General features: G+C 56.6%; 14 protein-coding genes. 12 read left to right on the top strand and 2 right to left on the bottom strand.

The window, feature by feature from the left end; genetic code table 11:
* Positions 1 to 249 precede the first annotated feature (249 nt).
* The 5 genes from B3075_RS06915 to B3075_RS06895 all read left to right on the top strand — a co-directional run bounded on the left by B3075_RS06915 (position 250) and on the right by B3075_RS06895 (position 7,048).
* Positions 250 to 1,362, top strand: a complete 1,113-nt coding sequence (locus B3075_RS06915; protein WP_290489257.1) for a hypothetical protein — start codon at positions 250 to 252, stop codon at positions 1,360 to 1,362.
* Entirely contained in the window at positions 1,359 to 2,795 is a 1,437-nt protein-coding gene (locus tag B3075_RS06910; protein WP_290489259.1) for an OmpA family protein, read from the top strand. The genes B3075_RS06915 and B3075_RS06910 overlap by 4 nt, the downstream gene beginning before the upstream one ends.
* A gap of 128 nt (positions 2,796 to 2,923) precedes the next feature.
* Positions 2,924 to 3,661: an HAD family hydrolase gene (locus tag B3075_RS06905; protein ID WP_179218320.1), complete on the top strand. Its 738-nt coding sequence runs from the start codon at positions 2,924 to 2,926 to the stop codon at positions 3,659 to 3,661.
* Positions 3,662 to 3,777: 116 nt separating this feature from the next.
* Positions 3,778 to 5,721 (top strand): M60 family metallopeptidase, encoded by a 1,944-nt coding sequence (locus B3075_RS06900; RefSeq protein WP_290489260.1) that lies wholly within the window; start codon positions 3,778 to 3,780, stop codon positions 5,719 to 5,721.
* Between the two features lie 76 nt (positions 5,722 to 5,797).
* A complete protein-coding gene (locus B3075_RS06895; RefSeq protein ID WP_179218321.1) occupies positions 5,798 to 7,048 on the top strand; it encodes an MFS transporter in 1,251 nt (416 codons plus the stop codon).
* A 153-nt stretch (positions 7,049 to 7,201) separates the two neighbouring features.
* Here the strand turns inward: B3075_RS06895 and B3075_RS06890 are convergent, their stop codons facing one another.
* Positions 7,202 to 8,839: a SpoIIE family protein phosphatase gene (locus B3075_RS06890; protein ID WP_094135753.1), complete on the bottom strand. Its 1,638-nt coding sequence runs from the start codon at positions 8,837 to 8,839 to the stop codon at positions 7,202 to 7,204.
* A 129-nt stretch (positions 8,840 to 8,968) separates the two neighbouring features.
* On the bottom strand, positions 8,969 to 9,655 hold the full coding sequence (locus B3075_RS06885) for an RNA polymerase sigma factor (RefSeq protein ID WP_022197496.1): 687 nt from the start codon (positions 9,653 to 9,655) through the stop codon (positions 8,969 to 8,971).
* Between the two features lie 123 nt (positions 9,656 to 9,778).
* Here B3075_RS06885 and B3075_RS06880 point away from each other — a divergent pair, with 123 nt between their 5' ends.
* The 7 genes from B3075_RS06880 to B3075_RS06850 all read left to right on the top strand — a co-directional run bounded on the left by B3075_RS06880 (position 9,779) and on the right by B3075_RS06850 (position 17,943).
* A complete protein-coding gene (locus B3075_RS06880; RefSeq protein WP_290489263.1) occupies positions 9,779 to 10,789 on the top strand; it encodes an endonuclease/exonuclease/phosphatase family protein in 1,011 nt (336 codons plus the stop codon).
* A gap of 312 nt (positions 10,790 to 11,101) precedes the next feature.
* Positions 11,102 to 11,812, top strand: coding sequence for a prepilin-type N-terminal cleavage/methylation domain-containing protein (locus B3075_RS06875; protein ID WP_290489265.1), 711 nt, complete (start codon positions 11,102 to 11,104; stop codon positions 11,810 to 11,812).
* A 47-nt stretch (positions 11,813 to 11,859) separates the two neighbouring features.
* A complete protein-coding gene (locus tag B3075_RS06870; RefSeq protein ID WP_179218322.1) occupies positions 11,860 to 12,645 on the top strand; it encodes a type IV pilus modification PilV family protein in 786 nt (261 codons plus the stop codon).
* 30 nt (positions 12,646 to 12,675) lie between these two features.
* Positions 12,676 to 13,746 carry a PulJ/GspJ family protein gene (locus tag B3075_RS06865; RefSeq protein ID WP_094135769.1) on the top strand — a complete coding sequence of 357 codons (1,071 nt, stop codon included), beginning with the start codon at positions 12,676 to 12,678 and terminating at the stop codon, positions 13,744 to 13,746.
* A gap of 92 nt (positions 13,747 to 13,838) precedes the next feature.
* The gene (locus tag B3075_RS06860; protein ID WP_094135771.1) at positions 13,839 to 14,579 is read left to right on the top strand and encodes a lipoyl protein ligase domain-containing protein; all 741 of its coding nucleotides are present in this window, start codon (positions 13,839 to 13,841) and stop codon (positions 14,577 to 14,579) included.
* A gap of 15 nt (positions 14,580 to 14,594) precedes the next feature.
* Positions 14,595 to 15,584 (top strand): aldo/keto reductase, encoded by a 990-nt coding sequence (locus tag B3075_RS06855; RefSeq protein WP_094135773.1) that lies wholly within the window; start codon positions 14,595 to 14,597, stop codon positions 15,582 to 15,584.
* 130 nt (positions 15,585 to 15,714) lie between these two features.
* Positions 15,715 to 17,943 carry a sodium-translocating pyrophosphatase gene (locus tag B3075_RS06850; protein ID WP_179218323.1) on the top strand — a complete coding sequence of 743 codons (2,229 nt, stop codon included), beginning with the start codon at positions 15,715 to 15,717 and terminating at the stop codon, positions 17,941 to 17,943.
* Positions 17,944 to 18,065: the final 122 nt, after the last annotated feature.

The following is an 18,065-nucleotide window of genomic DNA, read 5'->3' as shown; positions in this document are numbered from 1 at the left end:
AGAGAGGGTAGGGCAAGAATGCCAGATCGGGAGCGGGAAATAAAGCGTTATTTGGCCGCCGGACAGGGATCAAGGACTGCCGGAAGCGCGTATCCGTGTTTGATGCGTGAATCTCAGTATACGGTTCCGCTTCTTGAGGGACGGAAAGTCATGCGGGAGATGTTCCGCGTGATAGAAGTTGACTGTTGTCAACGTAAACTGGATGAGGTAAAATCTTTCTGACAACTGTTTCCCGGCAACAGTCTTTCCATGTTCAAACGTCTTGTTCAATTGTTTCTTCTGCTTTTTCTGGCTGCTGTGGGCGTTCTGGCGTGGTTTGCGTGGTACGTTTCCACTCCCCTGCTCATTCCCGTGGGAGGGGAGGAACCCGCTTCTTCGCCCGTCGCGGATTCCCTGGTGATGGAACCGGTGGAAGCCGTTTCGGCCGATGGCACGGCTGTTGAAGGTTATCTGGTGCGCCCGGGCCGTCCGGAGGCTCTGTCCCCGCGACAGAGCCGTGTGCGGGATACTCTGAAACTGCGCGGGAAAATGCCGCATCTGGAGGCGAAACCGGAGCTGGTTGTGATAGCCTCCTCCTGGAACGAGGGGGTGGAAAGTTCCCTGCCTCTGGCGGAAGGGCTGGCCGGAGCCGGTTATACGAGCCTGATATGGAATCCGCGCGGAAAGAACAATACCCGTAAATTCTGCACGTACGGATTAAGGGAATATGCGGATGTAACGGCGCTTCTGGACGCCGTATCCAGGAAGCAGGGCGGATTGCCCCCCGTGGCCGCCGTGGGGCAGGGATTTGGCGCGGCCGTGCTGCTGAAAGCCGCGTCTGAAGATCCCCGCATCCGCTGCATGGTCAGCATGGACTGTTTTCCTTCCCTGAAAACCGTGGCTGTCCGGGAGATGGAGCAGGATTGGGGCAAGCCTCTGTGCTATGCCGCTTACTGGCTGCTGGATGCCGGAGTGGATTGGCGTGCGGGTTTCAGCACGTTTGACGTGGCCCCCGTGGATGACGCCCTGAAATTGGATTATCCGGTCATGGTGGTTTGTACGAACCAATACTTTTTCTCCACGCTGGAAGATTGCCTGAGCATTTACGATTCCCTGAAGAATGAGAAAAAACAGCTTTATGAATCCATCCGGGAAGGGGAACCGTATGGCACCCGGGAACGGACTTTCCTGCATTCCATTGAAGGAAAGAAGGGGGAAAAATTTGAAAAGGTCTATAAGGTCAACGTTTATGCGGGGGATGACGAGCTGCAGGCTGGCATTGCGGAATGGATTCATGAGAATACGCGCATGCCCATGCCCAGGGTGTTGCCCCATGAGTCTTACAGTGCGCCTGTTACGGGTACCGCTCCTTCCGGTTCATGAACTGTTCCTTTCCTTTTGCCGATGATCCCGTGAGTGCGAACCAGGACAACAACCGAGAACTTCGCGAAAACCGCCGCAGGCGCAGCCGTTTTATTCTGCCCGCGCCGAGACATCTGGCCGCTGTGGCGGTAGGGGCTCTCCTTGCCGCCGTGCTGGTGCATTACCTGGGGTTTATCATTCTGAGCTGGTTTGACCTGGGCATTCATGTGCACAAAGCCCCCGCTGTCCAGGAGGACAGAAAGCCTCTGCCTGAAAAAATAGTTCTGAAGGCGGACGACCGTCCCGCTCCGGATGTGGCGGAAGCCGTTGAAAAACCGGATATCGAGCAACTTGAGGAGATTCCCCCGGAATTGCCGGATTTAGAGGATATGCTTCCGGAACAGGTGGTGATTGCTCCGGGGGAAACCAGCTTTTCCGCGGATCAGGTGAGCCCTTCCCCCCCGGAATCCCTGACTCCGAAAATGCCGCAGGTGGACATGAAAGCCGTCGCGAAGGGGTTGCCCGAACCTTCCCCGCCTGAGATGCTGAAAGCTTCCGCCAGTCCGGTTACAATCAAGACGGTGGAACCGGACATGGTGAATCCGGATGAATGGTATAACAATAAGCTCAAAGGGGCGGGCGGGCAGGATGATTCCCATTTGCCGGATGGGAGCAAATCTCTTTCCCAGCTCATGGCCCAGTCCTCCTTGGGCAAGGACAGCGGGTACAGCAGGCTGGGAGCGGATCTTCTTTTTGAATACAACAAGGCGGTGATGAAAAATTCCGCCCGGCTGAGCATGCTTCAGCTTGCGGGGCTGATGATGAAAAATCCGGATACGATTTTCATTGTGGAAGGTCATACGGACAGCTTTGGTTCCGAGGAATATAATGCCGTGCTTTCCCTGATGCGCGCTAATGCCGTCCGCCAATGGCTGAAGGATAACGGCATAGCCCTGACGCGCCCGAATGGTGAATGCAGGTTGTACATACGCGCTTGCGGCGCTTCCCGCCCCGTCGTATCCATCAGGGGGGACCGGGATGCCCAGGCCGCCAACCGGAGGGTGGAAATCCACATGCGCAAGCCGGGAGAGGAAATACCCGCCGGGAGCCTGCCCCTCACGCATGCGGTGGATATGAACACCCCTGTCGCCCGCCAAGTGCGGGCCGGCGCGGGTTCCCGCTCCGGAATCCCCGCTTCCCCGGCGGAAAGGAAAGAGCCTCCCGCCGTGCGGCCATCTTCTGCAGCTCCGGAACGCCGGGAAAATCCTGTGCCGCGTCAGGAAATAATTCCTGACGCGGCACCCATTCCGGAAATGATTCCTTCGGCAGAGCCTGTGGAAGAACGCATCCCTTCGGCAGAGCCGGTAGAGGATGATATCCCGCTGGCCGAACCCGTCGTGCGTGCGGGGAGCCGCGGCTTAGTGAAGGGAGGGGCCAGACGGAGATGGATTTGATGCGTTTTCTGCCGGTCCGGGCGCTGCCGAAACCCGGACGGCTCCGGTATCTTTTCTCCTTTGATTTTGACGATACTCTGTTTACTCCTGGCGGCCCTGCGGAAGAAAGGAGCATTTTTTTCAGAACCATGCGCGTGCTCCGCGCGCAGTACGGCGTACTCTGGGGTGTTAATACGGGGCGCGACCCTGTTTATCTGAGAGAAGGTCTGGCGGATATGTTCCGGGATAATGCGGAAGCGTTTGCTCCGGATTTTACGGTGACGATGGAACGGAATGTGCACCTGGCGGATGCGGAAGGCAGGCTGATGCCCGGTGTTATGTGGAATGATGCCTGCGCAGTTGCTCATGACGACTTGTTCACCCGTTACGGCGGCGTCCTGGAATCATTGATGAACCAGCTGGAAGGCCGGTTTTCCGGGCTGGGACTCCGCAGGCAGGACAATGACGCCTTTTCCCTGGTGGTGAATGATGCCTGCGGCCTGGATGAAGTTTCCTGCGTTATTCAGAATGCGGTTGGTCCGTATAAGGAAATTGTCACGCAAAGGGCAGGCCCCTACCTTCGTTTCAGCCATCGTGATTACAATAAGGGAACATCCCTTTCCTTTGTTGCTTCCCGGTTTGGCGTTCCGTCCGCCCATATCGCCATTTTCGGCGACGGGCACAATGATCTGGACGCCATGCGGCACTTGCCGGAGGCATTCCGGTGCTGCCCTTCCAATGCGGCGCAGGAAGTGAAGGATATGGTTGCCCGCGGCCATGGGTACATTAGCCCGGAACCGCGCACCCGGGGCGTTCTGGACGGACTGGCGCATGGTGTGTTTCCCTATTTCGGGATGAAGGCGGTGGTTCCGCGGGAGGATATTTGAAAACCGGCTTTCAACATGTTTCTTTCATCAGGGCGCTCCCGGAAGAGGAAGAATCGTATTGACAGGGAATGCCTGCAATGCGGAAATGAGAAAGATTCGTTTCCACTCCCGATTGCATGAACACTCCATCTTTTTCCCGTAGCATTTCCAGAGGTTCCGCCGTAGGCTGGTTTTTAGTGGTGCTGCTGGTTTGCGGCGCCGGCGCCGGATATTATCTTTACCAGGATGACCTGGCAAAAAGAAAAGCAGCCCAGGAATTGACCGCTGAGCGTAAATTAAAGGAGAAGAAGGCCAGGGAAGCCGCGGAAAAACAGCGGATAAAACGGGAACGGGAAATCAGGGAGAGGAAGGAAAAGGAACGGCTGGCGGCCCAGAAGGCTTATGGGGAAGCGCAGGAAGAGAAAGCGCGGCAGGCTGCGGAAGCGGCCCGGAAACATCAGGAGCAGGCCGAACGCGAAGAACGGGAAAAAAAGAGGAGGGAGGAGCTGGAACGGCGCGAACGTGAGGAAGAGGCCCGCAGACAGGAGGAAGATATTCCTGCGGAGGAAGAGCCGGAACCGGAAGGGCGTTTCCCTCAACCCGTGAAAAACCGGATGCCGGAGCTTTCCGTTTATTCGATTCCTTGCAGGGATGAAATCCAGACGGAAAAAGATAAGCCGCTGGAAACATGGTCCTGGGACAAGGCGGAGAAAATGGAGGGAATGGAGGAATTTCCCACAGGTTCTTCTCCGTGGGAAAAAGGGAAAGACGCCGGGCGCATGCAGGCGCTTCTGGGAAAATGCCGGGAATGGAATGACGCCAAGCTTGCCTCGCTGAAGGCGTGCCCGGCGGCGAAGGATTTTCCCGGCGTCCCGGAGGATGGAGCTCAGACGGTCAGGAGGACGGTGGAGATAGATTCCAATATTGGGGGCTGGCATAGTACGGGGCTGTATGCGCCGCCCGGGGCAGAAATTTCGTGTTCCCTGTCCGGCGCTCCCAAAGACGGTTCGATCAGCATCCGCATAGGATGCCATACGGACAGCCTTCATAAGCTGGATGAATGGAAAAGAGTGCCGGAAATAACCATGCAGGTTCCGGCTGGCCGGGGGCGCGTGAAAATGGTGAATCCGATGGGCGGCCTTGTTTATGTGAATGTAGGCCAGCGTCCCAGACGGGGGAAGGTCTTCAAGGTCCAGATTTCCGGAGCCGTGCCGTCGCCTCTGTTCGTAATGGGGAAGACCACTCCGGAACAATGGGCCGAACAACTGGAAAATACCAAGGCTCCGTGGGGGGAAATACGCATGCCCCGGCTTATTGTCACGATGCCCGTGGAACAGCTGAAACAGTGTCCGGAGGTTCAGAAGACGGCGGAGTTTCTGCAAAAAAACATGGCTCTTCAGGACTGGATTATGGGCTGGGATACCAAGCCGGACCGTCTGCATCATCCGATGCGTTTTGTCGTGGACAGGCAGATATCCGCCGGGGCCGGGCATTCCGGTTATCCCGCCATGGCTACGAAGGACTGGACGAATTCCATCGCCGCCGGTTCCATCATCCATTCCGGAAGCTGGGGCTTGTGGCATGAACTGGGGCATAACCATCAATCCCCTCCCTTCACGATGGAAGGCCAGACGGAGGTATCCGTCAACATATTCTCCATGGTGTGTGAAGTGATGGGGACTGGAAAAGACTTTGAATCCTGCTGGGGCGGCGGCATGGGGCCGTACGGCATGAGCGCGGAAATGAAAAAATATTTTTCTGGCACCCAGACTTACAATGAGGCGCCCAACAAGGTGCAGCTCTTCTTCTGGGTGGAGCTGATGTACCATCTGGGATTTGACGCCTTCCGCCAGGTGGCTCTTCAATTCCATGATAAGCCGTACGACAACGGTGAGCTGAGCGATGAAAAGAAATGGGAATGGGTCATGAACGCTTTTTCCAGGGTCACGGGAAAGAACATGGGGCCTTTCTTTAAGGTGTGGCGTACGCCGGTTTCCGAACGCGCCGCAGGCAGGATGAAAGACCTTCCCGTCTGGCTGCCTTCCAGGGATTATCCGGCCTGTTATACCGCAGAGGAATAAGAAGATCCCGGAACAGGGACGTTGCCGCACTCGTTTCTGGACGGTTCCGCCGGCTGGGGCTAGGATGGCGGAGCTGATGAGATGGCTGAATGACTGGCTGGGCTTCTTCAAGCCCCTTCAGGTGCGGAACCTGCAAATATTCTGGTCGGGGCAGGCCTCCGCCTTGATTGGAATGTGGTTGCAGGTGACGGCCATGGGCATTCTTGTGTATGATATTTCCGGCGGCTCCGCCACGGCAGTGGGGCTGTTGGCAGCTTTGAACGCCCTCCCTTTCTTTCTGGGCGGCATGCTGCTGGCCGGGCTGGGGGACCGTTTTGACCGGAGAAAACTTCTCATAGCCGTGCAGTGTGTCCAGTGGCTGGTGGCGGCAGCCCTGTTTTTGTTGACTGTGCTGGATATGCTTCAGTTGTGGCACCTGTACGCCGCCGGGCTGGTGATGGGCGTCAATCAGACGGTGGGTTTTCCCACGCAGCAGGCTTTTGTGGGCGACCTGATACCGCGTCGGCAATTACAGGAGGCCGTGGGCATGTATTCTCTGGTGTTTAATACGTGCCGGGCCATAGGGCCGGCGCTTGCCGGCTACATCATTGCGGAATGGGGCGCCGGAACCGCCTTTGGCGGCAACGTAGCGGCAAGTCTTCCGCTGGTTGGCTGCCTGGTTGCCTTAAAGGGACGCGTAGCGGATACCTCCGCTCCCAGAAAGCAGCGCGGCGCAGGAAGGAAAGCATCCGGCCTCAAGGCGGTGCTTGCCACGCGCAGCCTGCTCTTTATCATGATCAGCGCTCTGATTCAGAATATCTGCGGGCAATCCCTCTATCAGATTGTTCCGGCATTGATGCATGGAAATCCCAGGCATACCGGCCTCATTCTGGGAGCGGTCGGAGCCGGGGCCATGGCGAGCATCCTCTTTGTCCTGCCGTTTGCTCGCAAAAGCGACAGGGTGGGGGCCAAACTTTCCTCAGGTACCCTGTGGATGGGATGCGCGCTGTGCGTGGCCGGCGTCATCCCGGTGGTGGAAGTGCAGGCCCTCTGTTTCTTTTTTGCCGGGCTGGCCACTTCTTCCCTCTTCGTTACTTCTTCATCCGCCGTGCAGCTTTTGTCTCCCCCGGAACGCAAGTCGGCTATTCTGGGGTTGTTCAGCATCGTCACCATCGGAGTGCAGCCGCTGGCGGCCATGGGCTGGGGGGCTGTGGTGGATGCCTGGGGTGTCCAGACGACGATTGTCCTGGCGGGTGGGCTGGAAGCCTTGTTTTCCATTTGGATGTTGAGCGTTCCATTTTGGCGCCATTTCAAATTTTCTCCGGATGATTGTCCGGAGGCGACATAACGCCTTTTCTCCATTTGCGGCAGGGGAGGAAAAACGCCGGTCCGCATTCTGCGGGGAAAGGGGGCGCATGGGAGGCTTTTTCCCGTGGAAATTCCGGAATGCGGCCGGATGAGGGAAGAGGAAGCAGGTTACAGAAACGTCAGGCGCCGGCTGTTAGCTGTCCGTTTTTGCTTCGTGTTCGGAATAGCTGATGCCCAGCATGCAGATATCGTCGGCTTGATTGGTGCAGCCGGTGAATTTGGCTACGCAGGTAAGGGCCTGATGAACGAAATCCTTGGTGCTGTGAGGGGAGGAATTGTTGAAATAGTCAATCAGCCTTTCTACGCCCATTTCTTCCCCGTCCTGGTTGGCGGCTTCTGTCAGACCGTCCGTGTACATCAGGATGCGGGACCCCGCCAGAAGCGAAAACTGGGCATTATGGTATGTGGCGTCATCCAGCAGTCCCAGGGCGATTCCTCTGGGCAGCGGCATTTTGCGGGCGACCCCGTCCGGACCCAGAATGATGGGATGCGGATGACCGGCTGTGGAGGCTGTCATGACCCCGGTTTCCAGATCCAGGTAAATATAAACGGCGGAGGCGAACATGGTGGTGTTCGCCCGTTGCAGGATTTTGGCGAGCTGGTGGTTGAGGGAAGTAAGGAAAGCCGCCGGATTATCTGCCAGGTGGGACAACTGTTCCATCAGGCCGCGGAGCATGGAGGCGATCAGGGCGGCGCGGATGCCGTGGCCCATCACGTCGCAAACGATGGCGCCAACGCCGGAATTGCCTACGGGAAAAGCATCGAACCAGTCTCCTGCAACCCCCTCCGAAGGAGTGAAAATATGGTGAAAATCCGCATGGCGGGTCAGGCCGTGTTCCGTATGGGAGCGGGAGGGAATTTCGTAGGGAAGCAGGGCGAACTGGATTTCCCTAGCCAAATCTATCTCCTTTTCCAGAGTTCTGTTGCGTTCCTCCAGAATGCGGGCCGTTTCTGTGGCCTTGATTTCTGTCTTCACCAGTTTGGTGACATCGCTGGAAATACCCACAATTCCCTTTAGCTCTCCGTTGCGTCCATACCACGGGAACTTGCTGTTCTGGCTCCAGGAATCATCCTTGTGCAGCCATGTTTCATGATGAAGGCGGGCGCGGATGGGGCGTCCGGTAACCATGATGTCTATTTCCTCCTTGCGGGAAATATCGGACATCGTCTGGTCAAAAAAATAATCGTCCGTTCGTCCGGTCAGGTCTGCCGGCGTCGGTACGCCCAGCTTATTGGCTGTGGCGGTATTCGCCAGGACGAAACGTGATTCCCGGTTCTTGAAATAGATGCTGTCGGGAATGTGTTCAATCAGGGTATGAAACAGGTCCCTGTCCTCCGCAGCGCGCAGTTCCGCCGTTTTCCGCCGGGTTATATTAACCCATACGCCCACCAGCATAACGGGCCGGCGCTGCTTGTCCCTGCGGGCGAGGCCGTTGACGCGAACCCAGCTCCAGCTTTTGGAGTTCAGCTTTTTCATCCGGATTTCAATGCGCATGGGCACATGAGTGTGGCCATCCAGGTAACGGCGCACTTCCTGGGAAAAAAAGGCCTGGTCTTCCTCATGTATGGTAAGCTCCGGCTGGGTGAAAATATTGGGAGCTTTCTCCTTGCGGCTGGCCCCCATCATGGTCAGGCAGCGGTCCGTGTAATGGATGACGCCCGTTTTAATATTCCAGATGTAGAATCCTTCTTCCGCCGCCGCCAGGGCCATCTTGATTTTGTCCCAGGTAAAAACTCTCTGGGCGGAATGTCTGTTGCGTGAGGACGGCATTTCAGTTGCCGTTAATCTAACGATAAAACCGCTGTCTTGGCAAGAGGCAAAATAAAGGAATCCTTTCTGAAAGGAGGGCCGGCCGGAAGAACGCGTATCAAGGACGCCGGCAGGTTTTGAGATGAACTCCTATTTTTCTTTTTCCTTTTCCTGGGATTGAAGAAATTGCAGTTCTTTCTTTAAAGCGCTTCCTACGCGGTGCTTTGCCAGATAAACCTGGGCAATCGTGACTCCGAGCTGCCGGCGGACCTTGGCCGCGTCCCACTCCCGCAGGACATAATAGTCAAAAATCTGGAACTGCTTTGGAGACACTTTTGCCTTGACGCGTTCCAGAGCCGCCTGAAGAAGGTTATTCTGCCATTCCCGTTCCCATACCTGGTCAAAATTATTCTTCCCTTCATCCGGGATTTTGTCAATGGGGTGTTCCAACGTGCCCGGGGCATCCGGATTCATCAGCATGGCCGTGTCCTTTTTCCTTTTGCGGAACTGGTCGTTGATGCGCCAGCGGGTCATGTTCCAGAGCCAGAGTTTGAAGGAGCCCTGTTCCGGTTTGTAAATATTTTTCCTGCTTTGCTTGGCGATGGAAAGAATGGTTTCCTGTACCACGTCCCAGGCCTCGTCTTCCCTCAATCCGGCCTTGAGGGCGACGGAATAGATAAGGCGCCAATACGTCCGGTAAAATTCATCCCAGGTGCGCTGGTCTTCCCAGTTTTCCAAACGCGCGATCAGGCTTTTCCTGGTATGTTCCGCGTATTGGGAAAGTGTCTGTTCGTCAGGCTGGGATTCGTTATGGGGTTGCAATGGGGACACATTCATGGTTTATCATGAACTACGGATGGAAGTGAAGCGAAAGCCGAGTAATAGGCCGGAAAATTCTGTATGGTCCGGCTTGTTCATTCACTACGTCCGCCATGGAGAAAATCTTTCAGGGAAACAGACATGATCAGGAAAACGTCAAAACGCAGGGGAACCTCCGTCATCGCGGCCCTGGTTGCGTTGTGCGCGGTGGTGGGGTACGGTTTGACGGAGTGGGCTCCGCTGGATAATGAACCGCAGGCGGTTCCCGCCCGCCAGAGGGAAGGGCGGCAGACGGTTCGGGAGAAGGTGGAAATCCCCGACAAGGGGGAGCCCGTTCGTCTGCTGACTATGAACGCCGGCAACTACTTTGTTCCTGAAGACCCCAGGAGAAGCAATTTTCAGGTAAAATACAAACCTGTGGAAGCCCGTGAAGCCGTGGCGGAGCTGGTTCGTCAATCGGGGGCGGAAATCGTGGGGCTGTGTGAAATGGGCGGGGAGGCTGCCGTTCGTGACTTGCAAATGCGGCTGAAGAGAAAGGGAGTTCATTTGCCGTACAAAGTTCTTGTCATGCGGGATGGGGAAGACCGTGGTTTGGCCCTTCTTTCCAAATACCGCATCGCGGATAACCGTTCCGTAGCGGACATGCCTGTATCCGGAGAGACGAAACGGAAAAAGACGATGCTGCGGGGCATTCTGGACGCCACGGTCAGCATGCCGGACGGACGGCTTTTCCGCCTGGTGGGCATTCATTTGAAATCGCGCCTCAGCCGTGACGGTTCCGCTGAGGACACTCGGAGAAGGGAAGCCTACGCCCTGCGGGACTACCTGAATGAAGCTCTTTCCTCTCAGGACGGCATGCCTCTGCTTCTGTACGGAGATTTTAATGACGGCCCGTCAGACAGCGCCGTGCAGGTCATCCAGGGACCGGTTAAAACGGAATACCGCCTGAATCGTTTGAAGCCTAGGGATTCCCGCGGGGAGACCTGGACCATTTACTATGAAGACGGAGATACCTACCATTCTTTCGACCATCTTTTCCTGAACAATACGCTGAAAAAGCGCCTCGGCCGCAAGCCCCCCATGGGCATTCTTGACTCTCCCTCCTCCTTCCAGGCCAGCGACCACCGCGGCGTGTGGGTGGAATTGAGGTAGAAAGGGCTTGATGCTTTTCCGCAGGGGAGATGGAGATGAAACGGGGAAAATGAAGGCTCCGGAAAAGGGGGAGAAGGCGCTCTTCATGTCGTTTTGGTCTTATTCGCGTCTTGAAATGCGGGACTTGAGACGGCCGGATGTTTCCCTTTTCCGGAAGGATGGCGGGAGCGGTGATTCCCGGATGACAATTCCTTGCCGGAATTTTGTTGGACAGGAATATATCAGGCATTCCCGTTCCTCAAAAAATGATTGCCGTGTCCGTCTGAAACGGGTAGCATGCCAAAAATCGTTGTTTAATCCTGCATTATCTGTATGAGATATTTTTCCAAGCATTCCGGAATGGCTCTGCGCTGTTCCTTGTCAGGGAGCGAAGGGTTTACCCTGGTGGAACTGATTGTCGTGATCACCATTATGGTGGCCATGATGGCCTTGGCCGCCAGCATGTTAAGAGGCGGAGGCAGGGGGCAGGGCCTTCAGGCCGCCGTTGAAATGGTGGACGGCATGGTGCAGGAGGCGCGGCTGGATGCCATGGGCAAAGGAACGTGGAGCCGCCTGATTATTGTGAGCACTCCCGATGACGAAGCCCGCAATATGCGCACTTTGGGCGTGATGTCCAAAAATACCCGCACCGGGAAATGGCATCTGGTGAACCGTTTGCAGACTCTTCCCGCCGGTTTTTACGTCAGTCCGACCTACAGCACCCTTCTGGAAGGCGCGAAGAAAGCCAGGGGCGAGAAATCCACGGCCCGCGATTTTGCCAGCCGTGACGGGCAGGATACCGTCAACCTTCCCGGCAACAGAATGACGGATATTTACTTCATTGAATTTGACGAGGAAGGCCGCATGTCCCAGCCGAACGCCCCCACCCGCCTGGTGGTGGTTGCCGGTTCCGCCGGGAACGGCAAGGAGGAGAGGCCAACCCCGATGGTGGACGGCAAACCGGGCCTGGCAGGCGGCATTGTGATTTATCCCAAAGGCAATATCAGCCGTCTGAGGACGACGGAGCAGGTGATTCCCAATTAGTTTCTGTGATATAATACCAGATTTCCCATTTTATGTTGACCAAGTGTATGAAACAGTCTCGTGCCAAGGGGTTCACCCTGACGGAAGTGGTGCTTGCGATCGGCGTGGTGGCCGTGCTGATTGTAGTGTTCATGGCCATGTTTATTCCTGCCAGAAGGACGGTTCAGTCCGCCCTGACTATTCGTGAAGCGGACCGCATCGTCCACGCCCTGACGGCGGAACTGGGAGAACTCCGCAATTCCGAGCGTGCCGCGTCCAACGCCAGAAAGTCTTCCTCATCCAAATATGTTTCCGCTTTTGACAAGGCGTTTTACTGGATGCAGTTTACGTCCAGGCCTGCTACGACCATTCTTGTTTACAATTACAGGGCGGATTTGACCAAAGGAGCCCGCAGGGACGGAACTCCCCAGCCCTGGCTGGAGGAAGGCGGAAGCGTTCCCGGCAAAAATACGGCGGTAGTGACAGGGGTTTGCCTGGCGAACAACAAAGAGCGTTGGGATGATTTCAAGGCCCTTGTGGGTCCCGTCTTCGCCGTGCGCATGACCCAGCTGGTGGTGGAGCGCATGGATTCCAGCTCTTACGGGTATAAACTGGCCCCCAAGTATGGAACGATTTACAATCCTTATAACCGCGGCAAGGTGATTAAGGAACCTTCCCTGTATGTTTATACGCCGGAGAAAGGAGGCGGCCTGAATTTGCCGTGGGGGGCGGAAGTCCTGTACCAGGCGGAGTTCTTCCAGCTGTTGAATACGGATCCCGAACGTTTACAGCATTTAACGTGGGAAAATTTAAAGACTCCCGTGTTTACGCGCAATCTCGCTTTCCGCCGTTAGCGGGTATTATCTGAAGACCTCTGAAAAAACATGAAGACATTTGCCAAAATCAAATCCGGCGCGTTCACCCTGATTGAACTCCTGGCAGCCATGACCATCACTACCGTGCTGGTTCTGGTCATTGTGGCCCTGACTTCCCGCGGGGTGGATATCTGGAGATGGGTGCTGCAGGATGTGCGGACCACGACGCTTGCCCGCACGGCCATGGATACCATGACCAAGGATTTTGAAAGCATGCAGTTCCGGCCCGGGAATCCCTTTGAGTGGATGCTGGTGCAGCGGGACAGCGACCTGGTTGCCCGTGCGGGAAAGACTGCGGTTTCCAGGAAAAAGGGCCGAGCGTCCTCCCTGGATGAAGCCCGCGTGAACCTGATGACCATGGGGCCGGAAGGCGCCAAAGTCACGAATGCCTCTCAGTTGGTTTTCTTTACCACGGCTACAGACCGCAACCCGGCCAAATCCAGCATGGATATGCGTAATGACCGCATCATCGGTGACGTGAATTGCGTGGGGTACAAGCTTCTTTACCGCGATCAGATTCTGGATCAGGACGCTACGGCGGAGTCTGACGGTTTTCCCGTTTATTCCCTGTACCGCAACTTGATCAGTGCGGAAGATACCGTGCGGAACCTTCTGGGGCAGCAGGATCTCTGGTCCGCTTACGAACGGTACCGGCAGGATGAAACCGTCCCTTCCAACTTCCTGGTGGAGAATATTGTGGAAATGACGCTGATTTTTGAAGTGGATTACCAGAAAAAGATCGGCAATTCCGGCAGCAACAAATCGGACAAGGATGCCACGCAAAGAGCATCCGTGCTGGTTCCTGTCATGACTACGGGGGCCAACCGCCTCGGCTCCTGCACCCAGATGGATGTGTATGGCAACCGCCTGGATATCGTAGGCAGCAGCGTGAATATTGATGATTTGAAATCCGGCCGCGTTACTGCCGTGACGATTTCCATGACGGTGGTGACGGATGAAGGCATGGCCCTTGTGGACCAGATCCGGCAGAAGAAGCGTCCCGCTCCCTCTCCTGAAGAATTTTTCGAACGTTATACCCGGTCTTTCACCCAGCGGATCGCATTGCCTATGAACCGTTAGGCCTGTATCCGGGAAATTGGGGGAGGACGGAGTGTCCGTTGCCGCCTTTTGCCCAGAGCGTTTCCTGCCATTCATTGTTCTGTAGTTGCAATATGTTGGGGTTTACAAATATCGTCGGTAATTTATCCCCTCTGCCGGAGCTGGTGCTGTGGCGTGATCCTGTCGCCAGAAGCGGGGAGGAAGCCATGGCCGTGGACGAAGCTTTGCTGGAATGGGGCAGGAAACCTGTGTTGAGGGCGTACCGCTGGGCGGAACCGACCGTGACTTACGGTTATTTTGATGAGGAAGCCACAGCGCGCGCCATTTTCCCGGGTGAGGAGCTTCATTTTGTCCGCCGCTGGACGGGCGGGGGAATTGTGGATCATCGGCAGGATATTCCCTTTACTCTGGCCATGCACCGCAAGGGAGAACAAGAGCGTCCTTCCAGCGCGGTTCTGTACCGTTGGATTCATGGGGCGCTAGCCCGCGTCCTGAGGGATTGCGGCGTGGAGTGCGTGATGCTGGACGGGGATGCTCCGGACGGAGGCCGGGCCTGTTTTTCCAGCCCCGTAACGAGTGATCTTGTCCTTCCCGGCGGGGAGAAACTGGCTGGCGGCGGCCAGAGAAGAGTCCGCGGAGGCGTTCTTCACCAGGGGAGCATCCAGAATTGTTTTCTTCCTTCCGGATGGGATGAATTGCTGGCCGCCCGTCTGGCGGAGGAACATTCCCTGTGCGTGGACGCGGAACTGTTCCCCGGCATGGATGCCCGCGTGGAGGAACTGCTGGCTTCCAAATACCGTACGGAAGCATGGCGTTCCGGCGTACGGCATGGGCGCCCGTCTCAACCACGGTAATTTCCCTTTTTTCTGATGAACTATCTTCCTGATCCCGGCCGCTACAGCCATGCGGCCTACCGCCGCTGCGGGCGCAGCGGTCTGCTGCTCCCTCCCGTTTCCCTGGGGCTCTGGCACAATTTCGGCGCAGCGGATAATTTTGAAAACGCCCGCCGGCTTATTCACGGCGCGTTTGATGCCGGCATTACGTATTTTGACCTGGCGAATAATTACGGTCCTCCTCCCGGTTCGGCGGAAGAATGCTTTGGCCGTATTTTCATGCAGGATTTGTCCCGTTTCCGGGATGAACTTGTCATTGCTACCAAAGCCGGGCATTTGATGTGGCCCGGCCCGTACGGGGACTGGGGATCCCGCAAACACATGCTTGCCAGCCTGGACCAGTCCCTTTCCCGCATGAAGCTGGAGTATGTGGATATTTTCTATGCGCACCGGCATGATCCGGAAACTCCCCTTGAGGAAACGGCCGGAGCCCTCATTACGGCGGTTCGCTCCGGAAAGGCCCTGTATGCCGGTATTTCCAAGTTCCCGGCGGAACAGGCCAGACAGATGTGCTCCATGCTCGGGGAGGCCGGCGTTCCGTGCCTGGTGCATCAGGTTCGTTACAATATGTTTAATCGGGAACCGGAAACATCCGTTTTCCAAGCTGTCCGGGAAACGGGTACCGGATGCGTCGCTTTTTCTCCGCTGGCCCAGGGGATGTTGACGGACCGTTATCTGGAGGGTATTCCTGAAGATTCCCGCGCGGCAGGTTCCTCCGTCTTTTTAACAAAAGAACGGGTTCTTCAGTATGGGGATAAGATTCGCCGTCTGGCCGCCCTGGCCCGGAGTCGGGGCCAGAGCCTTGCCCAGATGGCCCTGGCCTGGGTGCTGAAAGATCCCGTAGTGACCACGGCCCTGATTGGCGCCAGCCGCCCCTCGCAAATCAGGGATTGCCTGAAAGCTCTGGATAGCGCGCCGTTTACGCCGGAGGAGCTCTCTCTTATTGACGCAAATGCGGATAGATAGGCGCTGCTTTTCCCGTGGAGCTGGTCTTTTTGCAGGAAGGGGCATTTTCCGTTCCGGACACAGGTTTTTTCTTGGAGTAAAGTAGAGCTGGTGTTATGTTTCCACCACTTTAATTTAAAGTGTACTGACAATGATAAGCATCCAGGATTTATTTTGGCTCATCCCATCGGCTTCCGTGCTGGCCCTCATTTTTGCGGGCATCTTTTTTTACCGCATGAAAGCGCAGGATGAGGGGAACGAAGTTATGAAAATGATTGCCAGGCATGTCCGCAGCGGCGCTATGGCCTATCTGCGGCAGCAGTATAAGATTGTCGCCATTTTCTTTGTGCTGATTACCATTGTATTCGCTTTCCTGGCCTATTGCCTGCATATCCAGAATCCATGGGTGCCGTTCGCGTTCATTTCAGGCGGCTTTTTCTCCGGTCTGGCCGGGTACATCGGCATGAAGACGGCTACGTACGCTTCCGGCCGCGTGGCGAATGCCTGCCGCCATTCCCTGGATGCCGGGCTGCAAATCGCTTTCCGCTCGGGCGCCGTGCTCGGCCTGACCGTCGTGGGCCTTGCCATGCTTGATATTGGCGTCTGGTACTGGGTGCTGGATTGGTTTTACGGGGACATGGAGCTTTCCATGCGCCTGGTCGTCATCACTACCACCATGCTGACCTTCGGCATGGGGGCTTCCCTCCAGGCGCTGTTTGCCCGTGTGGGCGGCGGCATTTTCACCAAGGCGGCGGATGTAGGAGCCGACCTGGTAGGGAAGGTGGAGGCCGGCATTCCGGAGGACGACCCCCGCAACCCCGCCACCATTGCGGATAACGTGGGCGATAATGTGGGGGACGTGGCCGGCATGGGGGCGGACCTTTACGAATCTTACTGCGGTTCCATTCTGGCTTCCGCCGCTTTAGGCGCGGCAGCTTACATGGCCGTTCCTGAAATGGCGATCAAGGCCGTCCTTACGCCCATGCTGATCGCCGCCCTCGGCACCATTCTTTCCCTGTTGGGCGTGTACGCGGTGCGCGTGAAGCGCGGCGCTTCCCAGACGGAGCTGATGGCAGCCCTGAACCGCGGCATTAACCTGAGTTCCTTCCTGATTGCCATAGCCTCCGCTTTCCTGCTCCAGCTCATCGGCCTGGATAACTGGGCCGGCATCTGGGGGGCCATCGTCACCGGCCTGGCGGTGGGCATCGTCATCGGCAAGAGCACGGAGCATTACACCTCCCATGATTCCTATCCCTGCCGTAAAATCGCCCACAGCGCGAAGACGGGGCCTGCCACCGTCATTATTTCCGGCATTGGCATTGGCATGATTTCCACCTGCATTCCTGTAATTACTGTCGTCGTGGGAACTGTGCTGGCTTACGGCATGGCTTCCGGGGACTGGCATTTCACCGGGGCTGAAATGAGCAAGGGGCTATATGGCATCGGCATTGCCGCCGTCGGCATGCTTTCCACGCTGGGGCTGACATTGGCGACGGACGCTTACGGCCCCATTTCCGACAACGCCGGGGGTAATGCGGAGATGAGCAAGCTGGACCCGGAAGTGCGCCGCCGCACGGATGCCCTGGATGCCCTGGGCAACACGACAGCCGCCACGGGCAAGGGATTCGCCATCGGTTCCGCCGCGCTGACGGCGTTGGCGCTTCTGGCTTCCTATATTGAAGAATTGAAGATTGCCATCCTTCACTGGAGTGAGGCCACGGGCAATACCATTTACAAAATTAATGACGCCGTAAGCGTGGAGGTTTCCAAAATCGCTACTGCTTCCCTGTCTGATTTCATGGGCTATTTCCAGGTAACCCTGATGAACCCGAAGGTGCTCATGGGGCTCTTCGTGGGGGCCATGATGTCCTTCATGTTCTGCGGACTGACCATGAATGCCGTTGGCCGCGCCGCGGAAAAAATGGTCAAGGAAGTGCGTCGCCAGTTTAAGGAAATCAAGGGAATCCTGACCGGGGAGGCAGAGCCGGATTACGTGCGCTGCGTGGAAATTTCCACGGCGGGTGCGCAGCATGAAATGATCTGGCCGTCCGTGCTGGCGGTCATCACTCCCATCTGCATGGGTATCGTCTTCGGCGTTCCCGGCGTGTTCGGTCTGCTGGCCGGCGGCCTGGCTTCCGGCTTTGTGCTCGCCGTATTCATGGCGAACTCCGGCGGCGCGTGGGACAATGCCAAAAAATATATTGAACAGGGCCATGTGGGCGGCAAAGGCTCGGAAAGCCATAAGGCAGCCGTTATCGGCGATACGGTGGGCGACCCCTTCAAGGATACGTCCGGCCCGTCCCTCAATATCCTGATCAAGCTCATGAGCATGGTGGCCATCGTCACCGCCGGCGTGAACATCGCCGTGACCCTGTTTTAAACAGGAAAATTTTTTTCACGGTTAACGAAGGGAGCCCGCGGGATTGGCGGGCTCCCTTTTTTGGGCTGATAGAGAACTGTCCACTGGCAAGCGGTTGCTTAATGGCCGTTTCTTTCAACGGC

This window comes from Akkermansia sp. UBA7090, assembly GCF_002493465.1.
Taxonomy (GTDB): domain Bacteria; phylum Verrucomicrobiota; class Verrucomicrobiia; order Verrucomicrobiales; family Akkermansiaceae; genus Akkermansia; species Akkermansia muciniphila_A.
This window is presented reverse-complemented; position numbering and strand designations above follow the sequence as displayed.